Below are 13331 nucleotides of genomic sequence, written 5' to 3' on the forward strand. Positions count from 1 at the left end.
CGATCAGGCGGGCTCCCCGTGACACGGAGCGCGCGCAGCGGGCGCGCGCGGCGTCAGGCCGGTCCGAGCGCCGAGAGCCAGCGGCGGAGGATCGCGCGACCCTCGGACAGCTTTCGAAGCGACGACCACTCGTTGCGCTGGTGCGCCTGGGCGTTCTCGCCGGGGCCGAAGTTGACCGCGGGCACCCCGAGCTCCGCGAAGCGGGCCACGTCGGTCCACGCCTGCTTCGGCTCGACCGCGGCGACGCCCGCCTCGCGCAGCGCGACGACGAGCGGGTGCGACGCGTGCGGCGGCGCCGACGGGCTGAGGTCGCGCCAGGCGATCTCGGCGCGGCCGTCCACGAGCGCCTCGATGGTCCGCTGCGCCTCCTGGATCGACGTCCCAGGCGGGAAGCGGTGGTTCAGGTTCATCGTGAACTCGTCCGGAACGACGTTCCGCCCGCGCCCGCCCTGCGCCATCGTCGCCGTCGTCACGGCGCGGTAGACGAACCCGTCGATCTCGACCTCGCGCGGCGCGAGCGCGGCGAGCTCGCACAGGAGCGGGCCTGCCTTGTAGATGGCGTTCTCCCCTTGCCACGGCCGCGCGCTGTGCGCCGTCCGCCCGCGGAACGTCAGCCCCGCGTGGAGCGACCCGCTCGCGCCGAGGCTCAGCCGGTTGTCGCTCGGCTCGAGGCACACCGCGAGATCGAGCGCGCGGAGGTCCGGCTCGCGCTCGATGACCAGCGCGAGCTCGTTCTCCAGGTACGGGCCCTCCTCTCGCGCGTAGAACACGAGCGTCAGATCCACGCCCGCGATCGCCTCCCGCGCGCCCTCGACGAGGTCGAGCATCAGCGCGAGCCCCGACTTCATGTCGCTCGCGCCGGGGCCGTAGAGGCGATCCCCCTCGATCCGCGGCGGCCCGTCGTGCGAGGTGCGCACCACGTCGAGGTGCCCGGCCAGCGCGATCTTCGGGCCGCCCGTGCCCTGCGTCACCTGCACGACGAGCGAGTCGCCGTGGCGGCGCACCGGCGCGGCGAGCCGAGCCCGACCGAGCCGCTCCGCCACCGCGCAGCACAGCTCCTGCTCTTCGCCCGTGGGCGACGGGACGGAGCAGAGCCAGAGCAGCGTGTCCGCGAGATCGGCCGCGGCCGCCGCGTCCGCGTCGGCGCGCGCGCTCACACCGGCACCGCGAAATCTCGCAGCGCCGCGTTCAGCGACACCTTGCGGTCCGTCGCCTCGCTCCGCTTGCCGATGATGAGCGCGCAGGGGATCGAGAACTCCCCTGCGGGGAAGCGCTTCGGCCGCGTTCCCGGGATCACCACGCTGCGCGCGGGCACCCGGCCGCGGTGCTCGACGACCTCCGGCCCCGTGACGTCGAGGATCGCCGTCGACGCGGTGAGGACCACGCCGGCGCCGAGCACCGCCTCCTCCTCGACCACGACGCCCTCCACCACGATCACGCGGGAGCCCACGAAGACGCCGTCCTCGATGATCACCGGCCGCGCCCCCGGCGGCTCGAGCACCCCGCCGATGCCGACGCCCCCGGCGAGGTGCACCCCTCGCCCGATCTGCGCGCAGCTGCCGACCGTCGCCCAGGTGTCGACCATCGACCCCGAGCCGACCCACGCGCCGATGTTCACATAGCCGGGCATCACGATCGCGCCCTGCTCGAGGAACGCGCCGTAGCGCACCGTCCCCGGCGGGACGACGCGCACGCCCGCCTTGTCGAGGCCGCGCTTGAGCGGGATCTTGTCGTGGAACTCGAAGGGGCCGACATCCATCACGCTCATGCCGCGGAGCGAGAAATAGAGCAGGATCGCCTCCTTGATCCACGCGTGCGTCACCCACCTGTGCGGGGCGCCCTCGCCGGTGGACGCCGCGCCTTCGCCGCCCGCCTGCGCGGTCTTGTCGGGCTCGGCGACGCGGAGCAGGCCTTGATCGAGGCACTCGATCGTGCGGAGGACCGCGGCCTCGTGCGCGGGCGAGCGGAGGAGCTCGCGGTCGCGGAATGCCGCCTCAACGAGGGACTTCATGGATTCTTCGGTGGCCATGGCGCCGCCTTTAGCACGGCCGAGCCAGCACCGGCACCGGGGTCAGAACGTCATGGTGACGACGCGCCCGCCCGTCCCCTCGACGAGCTCGATGCGCGCGCGGCGCGCGACGACGCGGGCCACGGCGGCCGCCCGCTCGCCGCCGTCGCGCAGCACCACGTCGAGGGCGACCGCCGGCGCCCCCTCGCGCGGGCCGCGCTCGGCGATGCGCACCATCGAGCGCCCGTCCGAGAGGCGGGACACGGTGAGGTGTGGGCTCGCCACGCCCGCGGCGCTGACCATGCCGACAGCGAGCTCCATGAGCCCGCTCACGGCGCGCACGTCGCCCTCCACCTCGTTGGCGCGGCCATCGGAGGAGGCGATCGAGATGCCGACCACGGGCCGCCCCTCGGCCGGGGCGGCGCTCCAGTTGCGGAGCACGTCGATGAGATCGAGCGGCGTCGGGCGCAGCTCGAGGGTCGCGATCACGAGCTCGGACAGGCGAAGCGCGCCGCTCAGCTCCCGGGCCGTCCTGCGCACCGACGCCTCGAGCCCGAGGCGCTGCCGCGCGTCGATGCCGCGCTCGGAGCCGCCGCGATCCGCGCGGCCGCGGCCAGAGCCGCGCGCCGGCGAGGCGCCCGCCGCGGCGCGGGACAGCTCGTCCGTGAGGCGCGCAACCTCGACCCCCGCGTGGCCGAGCACCGCGCAGGCAGCGTCGGCCGCCGCGGCGTCAGCCGCCGCGGCGGAGTCTGTGTCGACGAAGCCGTCGCGGACCGCCGCGGACAGGCTGTCGAGGGCAACGACGAGCGCCGCGCACCCCTCGCACACCTCCGGCAGCGCGAGCGCGACCCCACGCGGCCCGACGCGGCGCGAGCCGAGCAGGTGCGCGAAGCTCTCGATGCCTGCCGCGCCGTCCCGCGCCGCGCCGAGCGCAGCGGCGAGCCGCTCGCCGAGCATCAGGCCGTCGCGCTCGGGGCGACCTCGTAACCCGCGAAGAAGTAGGCGATCTCCCGCGCGGCGGTCGCCGGCTTGTCGGACCCGTGGACCGCGTTCTCGCCCACGTTCGCCCCGTAGAGCTTGCGGATCGTCCCCTCCGCCGCCTTGGCCGGGTCCGTCGCGCCGATGACCTCGCGGTACTTCGCCACCGCGTCCTCGCGCTCGAGCGCCATCACCAGGATGGGGCTGCGCGACATGAACGTCACGAGCTCGTCGAAGAAGCCGCGCCCCCGGTGCTCCGCGTAGAAGCCCTCGGCCTCCGCGCGGGTAAGGTGGACGCGCTTCATCGCTTTGACCGTGAAGCCCTCCTGCTCGAGGCGGGCGACGATCGCGCCGGCCGTGTTCTTTTCCATCGCATCAGGCTTGATGATTGAGAGAGTTCGCTCGAGGGCCATGGGCGGCCCAGTTAGGCGAAAACGCCGAGCATTGCAAGCACCACGCATTCCGTCCTGGGAGTCCGCCGCCCGCCTCGCTGCACGATCCGCCGCCCGGCCGCGCTTCCGTCATCGCTGTCCATCCCGCCGCGCCGCTCCAGGCTGCTCTCCCGGCCGCGCCCCAGGTTGCGGATCGGCCGCGTCCGATCCGCCTGACGTCTGTCTCGCCTCTCCGCGCTCTCCTCGCGCTCGCGCTGCACCTCGTCCTGGTCGCAATTCCATCTCGCGAGGGCGACGCGCGACACGCGCGATCGCCATCAAGCTGTCACAATGCGCTGCTACATACATCCGCCATGCCGAGCCATGTGCTCATCGTGGAGGACGAGCGCGACCTGCAGCGCGTTCTCACCTACAATTTCCGTCAGGCCGGGTTCGATGTGGTGTCCGCCGGGAGCGGGGAGACAGCGCTCCGCGCGTTCAAGGAGGAGCGGTTCGATCTCGTCCTGCTCGACCTGATGCTCCCGGACATGTCGGGCACGGAGATCTGCCGCCGCCTCAAGCAGAACCCGCAGACCTCGGCGGTGCCCGTCATCATGGTCACGGCCAAGGGCGAGGAGATCGACCGGATCGTCGGCTTCGAGCTCGGGGCCGACGACTACGTCGTCAAGCCGTTCAGCGTGCGCGAGCTCATCCTGCGTGCGCGGGCGATCCTCAAGCGCTCGGAGAGCCCGGCGTCGGCGCCGGAGAAGTTCGACTTCGGCGTCTTGCGGGTCGACCGCGCCGCGCACCGGGCCTGGGTGCAGGAGGCCGAGATCGCGCTGACCGCGCTCGAGTTCCGCCTGCTCATGATGCTCTACGATCGCCGCGGGCGCGTGCTGTCGCGCGATCTCCTGCTCGACGAGGTGTGGGGCTCGCACGTCGACGTCACCGCGCGCAACGTCGACACCCACGTGAAGCGCGTCCGCGAGAAGCTCGGGGCGGCGGGCGATTACATCGAGACCGTGCGCGGCGTCGGCTACCGGTTCCGCGCCGAGCCCGAGATCGCCTAGAGGGCCCATGCGCTTGCCGAGGGGGCTGGGCATCGGCGCGAAGCTCGCGGCGGGGACGGCGCTCGCCCTCCTCGTCGCTGGCGTCCCGATCGAACACCTCGCCGCGCGCGATATGGAAGCGGCGCTGCTCGCGGAGCACAGCCCGCGCGCCGCCGTCGACGCCGCCCTCCTTCGCTCGCGGCGCACCCTGCTGCTCGGCATGGGCACCGTGATCGTCGTCGCCGTCTCGGTCGGCGCCGCCACGGCCTTCTTCGTCACGCGCCCGATCCGGAGGCTGACCCGCTTCGCGCAGGCGATGTCCGAGGGCGACCTGTCGACGCGCGCCCCGCTGCGCGGCTCGGGCGAGCTCCGCCAGCTCGCGCGCGCGCTGAACCACCTCACGAGCGAGCTCTCCCGCTCGTCCGCCGAGGTACGGACGGAGCGCGCCCTGCTCGCGGGCATCCTCGACGGGATGAGCGAGGGCGTCCTCGTGCTCGATCGCGACGGGAGGATCCTCCTCGCCAACCGGGCGCTCCGCGCGATGGCCTCCCTCGGCGAGAGCGCGCTCGGTCGATCCGTCATCGAGTCGATCCGCAACGCGCGGCTCACCGAGGCGATCCAGCTCGCCGGCAAGCGGGACGAGCCGGTCGACGTCGAGGTCGAGCTCGGGCGGGCGCTGCCGAGGCGGCTGCTCGTGCGCGTGTCGCGCCGGAAGGGCCCGGAGCGGCTCGGGCACGATGAGTGCGAGGCCATCGCCGCGTGGGGCGCGGATCACGACGGCGCGTCCGCCGAGCCGGGGCTCATCGCCGTGTTCCACGACGTCACCGACCTCCGCCGGCTGGAGACGATCCGGACCGACTTCGTCGCCAACGTGTCCCACGAGCTGCGCACCCCGGTCACCGCGATCAGCACCGCCGCCGAGACGCTGCAGCTCGGCGCGCTGAAGGACCCCCACGAGGCCGCCGAGTTCGTCGACGTCATCGATCGGCACGCGAAGCGCCTCCGCCACCTCGTCGACGACCTGCTCGACCTCTCGAGGATCGAGGCGAAAAACCTCCGCCTCGCGCTGTCAGAGCTCGACATCGCCCCCGCCATCGAGCACGTCACGCAGCTGCTCGCCGAGGCGGCGCGCCGGCGCAGGGTCACGCTGACGGTCGACGCCTCCGCGCTCCCGCCCGCTCGGTGCGACCGCCGCGCGATCGAGCAGGTGCTCATGAACCTGCTCGACAACGCCATCAAGTACGCGGGCGAGGGAGCTCACGTCACGGTGAAGGCGCGCTCGGCCGATCAGCAGGTGACGATCGCCGTCGCCGACGACGGCCCCGGTATTCCGCCTCACCACCTGGGCCGCATCTTCGAGCGGTTCTACCGGGTCGACGCCGGCCGCTCACGCGATCTGGGCGGCACCGGGCTCGGCCTCGCCATCGTGAAGCACCTGGTCGAGCTGATGAACGGCTCGATCGAGGTCGAGAGCGCCATCGGCCGCGGCACCCAGTTCACCGTCCGCCTGGCGCGCGCCGGTTGATCCACGCGAACCACGCAAAACTGGGAAAGCGCGGTGCTCGCTGTTCCACCTTGCCGTCACGGAGCTGTCACAAACCTCGATTACGCCTTGCTGTGCATGGCTCGAATTCTGCTCACCCTGGCGATGTTCCTCCTGACCGCGGCGTGCGGTCGCTCCGATGCCCCCCAAGACACCGGCTCGCTCCCCGGCGCGAAGAAGGACACCGCGCCGCAGCCGACCGCTGACGGGGACATCACCTTGACGGGCGCGGGTGCGACGTTCCCGTACCCTCTTTACACAAAGTGGATCGCTGAGTTCCAGAAGGCCAACTCCAAGGTCAAGATCAACTACCAGTCCATCGGCTCCGGGGGTGGGATCCGGCAGATCACGGAGCGGACCGTCGACTTCGGCGCCTCCGATGCTCCGATGAACGAGGAGCAGCTCGGGAAGGCCGCTGGCATCCTTCACCTGCCGACCTGCCTGGGCGCGGTCGTGCTGACCTACAACCTCGAGGGTGTCCCGTCTGGCCTGAAGCTCACGCCGGAGGCGGCCGCGCACATCTTCCTGGGCAAGATCAAGAAGTGGAACGACCCGGCCCTCCAGAAGGAGAACCCGGACATGAAGCTCCCCGACAAGGAGATCGCGACGATCCACCGCTCGGACGGCAGCGGAACGACCAAGATCTTCGTCGACTACCTGAGCGCGGTCAGCCCGGAGTGGAAGAGCGGACCAGGGGCCGGGACAAGCGTCAACTGGCCTGGCGGCCTCGGCGCCAAGGGCAACGACGGCGTCTCCGCCCTCATCACGAGCACGCCCGCCTCGATCGGCTACATCGAGCTCGCGTACGCGATGCAGAACAAGCTCACGTTCGCATCGCTCAAGAACAAGAGCGGGAAGTTCATCACCCCGTCGCTGGAGAGCACGACCGCCGCCGGCGCCGGCGCCGCCGCCAAGATGCCGGACGACCTCCGGATCTCGCTCGTGGATGCCGAGGGCGAGGACGCATACCCCATCGCCGGCTTCACGTATCTCCTCGTCTACCAGGAGCAGAAGGACCTCGCGAAGGGCAAGGTGCTCGGCAACTTCGTCAAGTGGGCGATGCAAGACGGCCAGAAGTTCACGAACGATCTCCACTACGCCCCGCTGCCCGCGGCGGTCGTCGAGAAGGTCAACAAGAAGCTCGCCGCGTTGGTCGGCCCTGACGGCAAGCCCCTGCTCGCCCCATGACCCCAGGAATGCGCGTCAGCCGCGCGAACCGCGCCCCGCCGTGCGCGGCTGGCGTGCGCGCAGGAGCGCAGGATAGGTCCATGAGCACCGTAGAAGTCCCGATGCAACAAGCCGCCTCGCCCGCGCCACACAGCGATGCGCCACGGGGCACGCGCGGAGCCGATCGAGCGTTCCGCGCCATCCTGACGATGTTCGGCCTGACGGTGCTCGCGGTGCCAGCGCTGATGGCGCTGGAGCTCATCCGATCGTCGCGGCTCGCCATCGACAAGTTCGGGCTGGGGTTCCTCGGCGGGACCGTGTGGGACCCTGCGCGCGAGGAGTTCGGCGCGCTCCCGTTCGTCTACGGCACCGTCGTCACGTCGCTGATCGCCATCGTGATCGCCGTCCCCGTCTCGCTCGGTCTCGCGATCTTCCTGTCGGATCTGGCCCCCCACCGGATCCGCAAGCCGCTCGGGTTCATGGTCGAGCTCCTCGCGGCGATCCCGAGCGTCGTCTACGGCTTCTGGGGCATCGCCGTGCTCCGCCCCTGGCTCCGGGACACCGTCGAGCCGGTCATCATCGAGTACTTCGGCTACATCCCCCTCTTCGAGGGCCCGCCGCTCGGCTTCGGCATGTTCGCCGCGGGCGTCATCCTCGCCATCATGATCGTCCCCACGATCACGTCGGTGTCGCGCGAGGTGATGCAGGCGGTCCCCCAGCTGCACCGCGAGGCGGCGGTCGGCCTCGGCGCGTGCGCGTGGGACACGATCCGCTACGCGGTCCTCCCGTCGGCCCGCTCGGGCATCATCGGGGCCATCATCCTCGGGCTGAACCGGGCGCTCGGCGAGACGATGGCCGTCACGATGATGATCGGCAATGTCCCGAAGGTGAGCGCGTCGATCTTCCACCCCGGCTATTCGATGGCGAGCGTCATCGCCAACGAGTTCGTCGAGGCGACCAGCGACATGTACGTATCGGCGCTGTCCAAGATCGCGCTGCTCCTCTTCGGGGTCGCCCTCCTCCTCAACCTCTTCGCCCGGTGGCTCGTGAGCTCGACCAAGAGCCAGCTGGAGAAGCGCGCATGAACAGCGACACCCCTGTCCCCGTGGCGAGCCCCGCGAGCGCCCCCCGGCGCACGCTGCTCGAGCCCGCGCCCGGCGAGACGCTGCGCCGCATACGCAGCTACTTCTTCGAAGGGCTCTGCGTCTCGAGCGCCGTCGTCGTGCTGGTCCCCCTGTTTCTCATCCTCATCTACGTCGTCAGCAAGGGCCTTAGCGGGCTGTCCCTCGACTTCTTCACCCAGCTGCCGAAGCCCGTCGGCGACGAGCGGAGCGGCATGGGCAACGCGGTCGTCGGCACGCTCATCCTCGTCGCCATCGGCTGCGGCATCGGGTTGCCGACGGGCATCCTCGCCGGCATCTACCTGGCCGAGATCGGGCGCGGCAAGCTCGCGGCCGCCATCCGGTTCATCGCCGACGTGCTCGGCGGCGTCCCCTCGATCACCATCGGCGTGTTCGTCTACGCCCTCGTGGTGGTCACGATGAAGCGCTTCTCGGCGCTCGCGGGCGGCATCGCGCTCGCCATCGTGATGCTCCCGACGGTGACCCGCACGACGGAGGAGCTGCTCAAGCTGGTGCCCGCCCACCTCCGCGAGGCGTCGCTCGCCCTCGGCGTGCCGGAGTGGCGCACGAGCCTCCTCGTCGTGCTCCGGACCGCCTCGCCCGGGATCGGTACCGGCGTGATGCTCGCCGTGGCCCGCATCGCCGGGGAGACCGCGCCGGTGCTCCTCACCGCGCTCGGCTCATCGTACTGGAGCTTCGCCATCGACCGCCCCATCGCCTCGCTGCCGGTGCAGATCTGGCGGAACGCTACCTCGCCCTACCCGAAGTGGCAGCAGGAGGCGTGGACCGGCGCCCTCGTGCTGATCGTCATCGTCTTCCTCCTCAACCTGCTCGCGCGCATCGCCACGTCGCGGAGCGTCAAGGCGCGCTAAAGGCACTCGATGAGCTCGTTTGGCTCACTGCACGACAAAATACGTTCCGGGGAGCGCCGCAGCGGGCTCGACCCCGATGGCATCGACAGCCGCTCCAGGGGGCCAGAGGACGAGGCGCCGCCACCCAAGATCAGCGTCACCCGGCTCAACGCCTATTTTCATGAGTTCCACGCCATCCACGACATCACGCTGAACATCCCCGACGGCCAGGTCACCGCGGTCATCGGCCCGTCCGGGTGCGGGAAGTCGACGTTCCTGCGCTGTCTCAACCGGATGCACGAGCAGGTGCCCGGGGCCTCGGCGAAGGGCTCCGTCATGATCGACGGCGTGAACATCTACGACAGAGCCGTCGACCCGGTGCGGCTGCGGCGCCGCGTCGGCATGGTGTTCCAGAAGCCCAACCCGTTTCCAACGATGTCCATCCGCGAGAACGTCCTCGCCGGGCACAAGCTGAACGGCGTCTCCGTCAAGGATCCCACTGGCCTCGTCGAGAAGTGCCTGCGCCAGGTGGCGCTCTGGGACGAGGTGAAGGACAAGCTCGATCAGTCCGGGCTATCCCTCTCGGGCGGCCAGCAGCAGCGGCTCTGCATCGCCCGCGTCCTCGCGGTGGAGCCGGAGGTGATCCTGCTCGACGAGCCGTGCTCAGCGCTCGATCCCATCGCGACCGCGCGCGTCGAGGAGCTCATCGACGAGCTGAAAGAGCGATATACTTGCGTGCTCGTAACACACAACATGCAGCAGGCCGCGCGGTGCTCTGACTATACCGCCTTCTTCTACATGGGGGATTTGGTGGAGTTCGACAGGACCCAGACCATCTTCACCAACCCCAAGGAGAGCAAGACGGAAGACTACGTCACCGGGAAGTTCGGCTGATGGAAGCGGGGGATAGGGTCATGCCGACGTCGCACACGAGCAAGGTCTACGAGCACGAGCTACGCACGCTTCGCGAGAAGCTGCTGCTCATGGGCAGCCTCGTCGAGGAGATGATCCAGAAAGGCTCGACCGCGCTCGCGACGCGCGACACGGGCCTCGCCAAGGCGACGATCCGGCTCGATCGCCGGATCAACCGCCTCGAGTGCGAGGTCGACGAGCTCTGTATGAGGATCCTCGCGACGCGCCAGCCCGTCGCGTCCGACCTGCGCTTCGTCACCACGGCGCTCAAGATCGTCACCGATCTGGAGCGGGTCGGCGACCTCATGGTGAACGTCTGCGAGCGCGTGCAGGAGCTCAACGAGGAGCCGTCGCTCGCGCCGGTGGCGGATCTGCAAGGCCTCGCGGGTGAGGCGATCGAGGTGGTGCACGAGGCGCTGGACGCGCTGGTCGCCCGCGACTGCGAGCGAGCGAACCAGCTGCTCACGCGCGATGACGTGATCGACGAGCACTACGCCCGCATCTTCCAGGAGGTGCTCCTCGTCATGAGCCGCGACCCGAGCACGGTGTACAGGGCCACACGCATCCAGTCGATCGCCAAGTACCTGGAGCGCATCGCCGATCACGCGATGAACATCGCCGAATCGGTCGTCTTCCTCGTCAAGGGGACGGACATCCGGCACCACAACCGCCTGAAGGAGAACGACCCGCTCTCCTCGCCTCCACCGGCCGGGCTTCGCGTGCGCTAGGCGCCAGCGCCGCCCGGCCGGCGCTTGCGCTAGGCGCCAGCGCTGGCCGGAGGCGCCGTCCCGCCGTGGCCGTCGGGCTCCTCGTCGCCGTGCGTCTGCCCGTGGGGCGCCTCGTGCCCGTGCTCGCCGGCGCAGCGGGCGTCCTCCCATCCGACCCAGTAGGGGCCGTCCGGCCCGTGCTCACGCTTCCAGATCGGCAGGCGCTCCTTGATGCGGTCGATGAGCAGGCGGCACCCGCGGAACGCCTCTCCCCGGTGCGGCGCGCTCGCGGCGCAGGCGACGGCGACATCGCCGACGTGGAGCGCGCCCACCCGGTGCGTCGCGGCGACGCGCACGCCAGGGAGCTCTGCGGCGATCTCCGACAGGATCCGCTGGAGCTCCGCCTCGGCCATCGTCCCGTAGGCCTCGTACTCCAGCAGCGTGACCGAGCGGCCCTCGTTGACGTCGCGCACCACGCCCAGGAACGTGGCGATGCCGCCCGCGCCAGGGTGAGACACCGCGGCGATGAGCTCGTCGAGGCCGAGCGGCTCGGCGCGGATCCGGCTCACGGCGCGCTCCGCTGGAAATGGCCGGAGCGGCCCCCGCTCTTCTCGAGGAGCTTGATGTCCGAGATCACCATCTCGCGATCGATCCCCTTGAGCATGTCGTAGATCGTCAAGCACGCGGCGCTCACCGCGACCATGGCCTCCATCTCGACCCCCGTGCGATCCACCGCCTCCGCGGCGGCGGTCACCCGGATCGTCGCGGAGGGCTCGTCCACGTCGAGCGAGACCGAGACGTGCGTGAGCGCGATGCCGTGGCAGAGCGGGATGAGCTCCGGCGTGCGCTTCGCCGCCATGATCCCGGCGATCCGCGCGGCGGCCAGCACGTCGCCCTTCGGGGCGCCGTCGCGCGCGACCCGGGCGATCGTCTCGGGGCGCATCATGACGGCGCCGGACGCGACCGCGCGGCGGTGCGTGACGGGCTTGCCTTCGACAGGCACCATGCGGGCCTCGCCGCTCGGAGAGAGGTGAGTCGAGAGCGCTTCGCCCTCGCCGGGTCGATCAGGGGTTCGCGGCATCGCCCCGGAATCTGACACGGCAGCCGTGAGGACCGGAAGCCGAACGTGATCCGGCCCCGCGCGGATCCGCCCGCTCCGTCAGCCGCCGATCGCGCGGATCGACACCGCGGAGGCCGTCTCTTCGGTGCAGCCCTTCCAGACCTTGCCGTCCGGCTTGAGGCGCCACGCCTCGTCCAGGCGCAGGCGGATCGCCGCCCGATCGCCGATCTTCGCCTCGCGCGAGGCGTCGACGCCATCGTCGGTGGCGAGGCACGGCCGGAGCACGCCCGTCGAGGAGACGCGCAGCCGATCACAGCTCTCGCAGAACGTGTCGCTCGTGCCCGTGATGAAGCCCACGCGGAGCGACGGGTCGCGGCGAGCGCGGACGTACCTGGCCGGGCCGAGGCCGGGCTCGGCGGCCGCCTCCTCCGGGAGGAGGTGGTCGGCGAGGCGCGCCCTCATCTCGGCCGCGGTGACGAGGTGCTTGCCGACGAGCCGAGCGCCCTCGGCGATCGGCATCACCTCGAGGAAGCGCGGCACCATCCGGCGCTCCCAGGCCCACAGCGCGAGCCGCTCGATCTCGTCGTCGTTCACGCCGCGGAGGACCACCGTGTTCAGCTTGATCGGCGAGAAGCCCGCCGCGATCGCGGCGTCGATGCCGTCGAGCACCCGGGCGAGCTCGCCGCCCCGGGTCATCTCGCCGAAGCGCCCAGGATCGAGGGTGTCGATCGAGACGTTCAGCCGGTGCAGCCCGGCGGCGCGCAGCGCCCCGGCGAGCCGCGCGAGCTGCGACGCGTTCGTCGTGAGGGCCAGATCCTCGAAGCCGAGCGCGGCGAGGCACCCGACGATCGACACGATCTCGGGGTGGAGCAGCGGCTCGCCGCCGGTCAGGCGCACCCGCCGGACGCCGGCGTCGCGCAGCGCCTCGAACATGGTGCGCCAGGCGGCCGTCATGAGCTTGCCGTCGGCATAGCCGTCGTGCCGCGACGGGCGGCAGTAGGTGCACGCGAAGTCGCACCGATCCGTGACCGAGATGCGCGCGCTCCGCGGCGCGGGCCCCGCGAGCTCGCCAGCTGCCCCGCGGGCGCCGTCGCGGTACGGGATCACGGCGGCGCGTCGGCCAGCGTCGCCGCCGCCGACGAGCGGCAGCGATCGCCGCCGCTGAGCCGACGCGTCGCCCGTAGTGCGCGCAGGATCGAGGCCGCCGGTAGAAAAAGGCATGGCGGGTCCTCTCGCTAGCCGCCCGCGACCGGCGGGATCAGCGCGACCTCGTCACCGAAACCTACAGGATCGCTCGGCGTCGCATAGACGCCGTTCACCGCCACCCGGATGGAGCCCTTGTAGGGGCCGAGCCCCGGATAACGAGCACAGACGTGCTCCAGGAGCTCCGCTGCGGTGCAGGGGCCAGCCAGCGGCAGCGCCACTTCTCCGGCACCCAGCACATCCCTCGCGCCAGCGAATGCAAGCACGCGTACCGCTGCATCCATCACCGCAACCTAGCATCGCTCCGCGGACCCGACACGACGAACTGCCGCCAAGCGACCTCGGGCTGCCCAGGCGCCTG

15 protein-coding genes are annotated in these 13331 nt (G+C 71.1%); 7 read left to right on the forward strand and 8 right to left on the reverse strand.

The annotated features are described in order from the left end of the window. Positions 1–53: 53 nt before the first annotated feature. Genes dapE through ndk form a run of 4 tightly spaced genes read right to left on the reverse strand, consistent with a single transcriptional unit; the run spans position 54 to position 3399 of the window. Positions 54–1157, reverse strand: a complete 1104-nt coding sequence (gene dapE / locus ACSRUE_RS33020; RefSeq protein ID WP_441287069.1) for a succinyl-diaminopimelate desuccinylase — start codon at positions 1155–1157, stop codon at positions 54–56. After that, entirely contained in the window at positions 1154–2029 is an 876-nt protein-coding gene (locus tag ACSRUE_RS33025) for a 2,3,4,5-tetrahydropyridine-2,6-dicarboxylate N-succinyltransferase (protein ID WP_441287070.1), read from the reverse strand. Before ACSRUE_RS33025 ends, dapE begins: the two co-directional genes overlap by 4 nt. Before the next feature lie 42 nt (positions 2030–2071). Beyond that, on the reverse strand, positions 2072–2965 hold the full coding sequence (locus ACSRUE_RS33030) for a hypothetical protein (protein ID WP_441287071.1): 894 nt from the start codon (positions 2963–2965) through the stop codon (positions 2072–2074). Further along, a complete protein-coding gene (gene ndk, locus ACSRUE_RS33035) occupies positions 2965–3399 on the reverse strand; it encodes a nucleoside-diphosphate kinase (RefSeq protein ID WP_441287072.1) in 435 nt (144 codons plus the stop codon). Before ndk ends, ACSRUE_RS33030 begins: the two co-directional genes overlap by 1 nt. Positions 3400–3731: 332 nt before the next feature. Here ndk and ACSRUE_RS33040 point away from each other — a divergent pair, with 332 nt between their 5' ends. The 7 genes from ACSRUE_RS33040 to phoU all read left to right on the forward strand — a co-directional run bounded on the left by ACSRUE_RS33040 (position 3732) and on the right by phoU (position 10728). Next, positions 3732–4427 (forward strand): response regulator, encoded by a 696-nt coding sequence (locus tag ACSRUE_RS33040; protein ID WP_441287073.1) that lies wholly within the window; start codon positions 3732–3734, stop codon positions 4425–4427. Between the two features lie 7 nt (positions 4428–4434). Next, complete coding sequence (locus ACSRUE_RS33045) at positions 4435–5931, forward strand: HAMP domain-containing sensor histidine kinase (protein WP_441287074.1); 1497 nt, start codon at positions 4435–4437, stop codon at positions 5929–5931. A gap of 96 nt (positions 5932–6027) precedes the next feature. Then, complete coding sequence (pstS, locus tag ACSRUE_RS33050) at positions 6028–7137, forward strand: phosphate ABC transporter substrate-binding protein PstS (protein ID WP_441287075.1); 1110 nt, start codon at positions 6028–6030, stop codon at positions 7135–7137. A gap of 80 nt (positions 7138–7217) precedes the next feature. Beyond that, positions 7218–8201 carry a phosphate ABC transporter permease subunit PstC gene (gene pstC / locus ACSRUE_RS33055; protein WP_441287076.1) on the forward strand — a complete coding sequence of 328 codons (984 nt, stop codon included), beginning with the start codon at positions 7218–7220 and terminating at the stop codon, positions 8199–8201. Further along, positions 8198–9109, forward strand: a complete 912-nt coding sequence (pstA, locus tag ACSRUE_RS33060) for a phosphate ABC transporter permease PstA (RefSeq protein WP_441287077.1) — start codon at positions 8198–8200, stop codon at positions 9107–9109. Before pstC ends, pstA begins: the two co-directional genes overlap by 4 nt. A gap of 9 nt (positions 9110–9118) precedes the next feature. Beyond that, positions 9119–9982 (forward strand): phosphate ABC transporter ATP-binding protein PstB, encoded by an 864-nt coding sequence (gene pstB, locus ACSRUE_RS33065; RefSeq protein WP_441287078.1) that lies wholly within the window; start codon positions 9119–9121, stop codon positions 9980–9982. A 20-nt stretch (positions 9983–10002) separates the two neighbouring features. After that, positions 10003–10728 carry a phosphate signaling complex protein PhoU gene (gene phoU, locus ACSRUE_RS33070; RefSeq protein ID WP_441287079.1) on the forward strand — a complete coding sequence of 242 codons (726 nt, stop codon included), beginning with the start codon at positions 10003–10005 and terminating at the stop codon, positions 10726–10728. 29 nt (positions 10729–10757) lie between these two features. Here the strand turns inward: phoU and ACSRUE_RS33075 are convergent, their stop codons facing one another. The 4 genes from ACSRUE_RS33075 to ACSRUE_RS33090 all read right to left on the reverse strand — a co-directional run bounded on the left by ACSRUE_RS33075 (position 10758) and on the right by ACSRUE_RS33090 (position 13236). Continuing rightward, a complete protein-coding gene (locus ACSRUE_RS33075) occupies positions 10758–11276 on the reverse strand; it encodes a molybdenum cofactor biosynthesis protein MoaE (RefSeq protein ID WP_441287080.1) in 519 nt (172 codons plus the stop codon). Next, a complete protein-coding gene (gene moaC / locus ACSRUE_RS33080; protein WP_441287081.1) occupies positions 11273–11713 on the reverse strand; it encodes a cyclic pyranopterin monophosphate synthase MoaC in 441 nt (146 codons plus the stop codon). The genes ACSRUE_RS33075 and moaC overlap by 4 nt, the downstream gene beginning before the upstream one ends. Before the next feature lie 153 nt (positions 11714–11866). After that, positions 11867–12988, reverse strand: a complete 1122-nt coding sequence (gene moaA, locus ACSRUE_RS33085; RefSeq protein ID WP_441287082.1) for a GTP 3',8-cyclase MoaA — start codon at positions 12986–12988, stop codon at positions 11867–11869. 14 nt (positions 12989–13002) lie between these two features. Next, complete coding sequence (locus tag ACSRUE_RS33090) at positions 13003–13236, reverse strand: MoaD/ThiS family protein (protein ID WP_157906688.1); 234 nt, start codon at positions 13234–13236, stop codon at positions 13003–13005. Between the last annotated feature and the right edge of the window lie 95 nt (positions 13237–13331).

The sequence above is a fragment of the Sorangium sp. KYC3313 genome, from assembly GCF_052075895.1.
GTDB classification, from domain to species: Bacteria; Myxococcota_A; Polyangia; order Polyangiales; family Polyangiaceae; genus Sorangium; species Sorangium cellulosum_B.

Bases quoted from the DNA above. Each gene is read 5' to 3' on its own strand.
- ACSRUE_RS33045 (WP_441287074.1), top strand. From the start codon at position 4,435: ATGCGCTTGCCGAGGGGGCTGGGCATCGGCGCGAAGCTCGCGGCGGGG.
- moaA (WP_441287082.1), bottom strand. From the start codon at position 12,988: ATGCCTTTTTCTACCGGCGGCCTCGATCCTGCGCGCACTACGGGCGAC.
- pstA (WP_441287077.1), top strand. From the start codon at position 8,198: ATGAACAGCGACACCCCTGTCCCCGTGGCGAGCCCCGCGAGCGCCCCC.
- ACSRUE_RS33040 (WP_441287073.1), top strand. From the start codon at position 3,732: ATGCCGAGCCATGTGCTCATCGTGGAGGACGAGCGCGACCTGCAGCGC.
- pstB (WP_441287078.1), top strand. From the start codon at position 9,119: ATGAGCTCGTTTGGCTCACTGCACGACAAAATACGTTCCGGGGAGCGC.
- ndk (WP_441287072.1), bottom strand. From the start codon at position 3,399: ATGGCCCTCGAGCGAACTCTCTCAATCATCAAGCCTGATGCGATGGAA.
- ACSRUE_RS33030 (WP_441287071.1), bottom strand. From the start codon at position 2,965: ATGCTCGGCGAGCGGCTCGCCGCTGCGCTCGGCGCGGCGCGGGACGGC.
- phoU (WP_441287079.1), top strand. From the start codon at position 10,003: ATGCCGACGTCGCACACGAGCAAGGTCTACGAGCACGAGCTACGCACG.
- ACSRUE_RS33025 (WP_441287070.1), bottom strand. From the start codon at position 2,029: ATGGCCACCGAAGAATCCATGAAGTCCCTCGTTGAGGCGGCATTCCGC.
- pstC (WP_441287076.1), top strand. From the start codon at position 7,218: ATGAGCACCGTAGAAGTCCCGATGCAACAAGCCGCCTCGCCCGCGCCA.
- pstS (WP_441287075.1), top strand. From the start codon at position 6,028: ATGGCTCGAATTCTGCTCACCCTGGCGATGTTCCTCCTGACCGCGGCG.
- moaC (WP_441287081.1), bottom strand. From the start codon at position 11,713: ATGGTGCCTGTCGAAGGCAAGCCCGTCACGCACCGCCGCGCGGTCGCG.